Genomic DNA, 552 nt, shown 5'->3' on the forward strand with positions numbered 1-552 from the left:
CCCATGAGGCGGACCAAATAGGCATAAACAACGCGTTTAGCCAAATAAGAATCACAACCACGTGTTTAACCTGGGGATCCTGGGTATAAAACGACGCCATAGCCCCCGCAAAAGGAGCCGTTAACCAGGCTATCGCTGTTAACCCAAGGGTGGACAACCAGAAAACATGCCTCAACTGTATTTCTGCTTGCGCTATCTGCCCTACTCCCAGCCTTCGACCAGTAATTATCGTAGAAGCAGAACCGAGCGCACTCCCAGGTAAATTGATAAGAGCCGCAATCGAAAAAGCGATAAAATTCCCGGCAATAACGCTGGTTCCCATACCGGCAACAAACATTTGTGTTAATAACCGGCCACTGGTAAATAATACTGATTCAACACTCGCTGGAATACCAATTCCCATAACTTCCCAGATAATGCTGAAATTCAATGGCTTAAAATAGCTCTTTAACGAGATTCGTAGCGCAGGATTAAAGCCAATCGCCAGTACCCACAAAATTGCAATTGCGCCAATATAACGGGAAATAGTTAATCCCAGCCCAGCCCCAACAA

1 pseudogene is annotated in these 552 nt (G+C 46.0%); it reads right to left on the reverse strand.

What is annotated here, in order from left to right:
* Positions 1-552 (reverse strand): annotated as a pseudogene (gene yeeO, locus A7589_RS22675) (toxic metabolite efflux MATE transporter YeeO); the annotation flags it as partial.

The sequence above is a fragment of the Escherichia sp. MOD1-EC6475 genome, assembly GCF_003046645.1.
Taxonomy (GTDB): domain Bacteria; phylum Pseudomonadota; class Gammaproteobacteria; order Enterobacterales; family Enterobacteriaceae; genus Escherichia; species Escherichia ruysiae.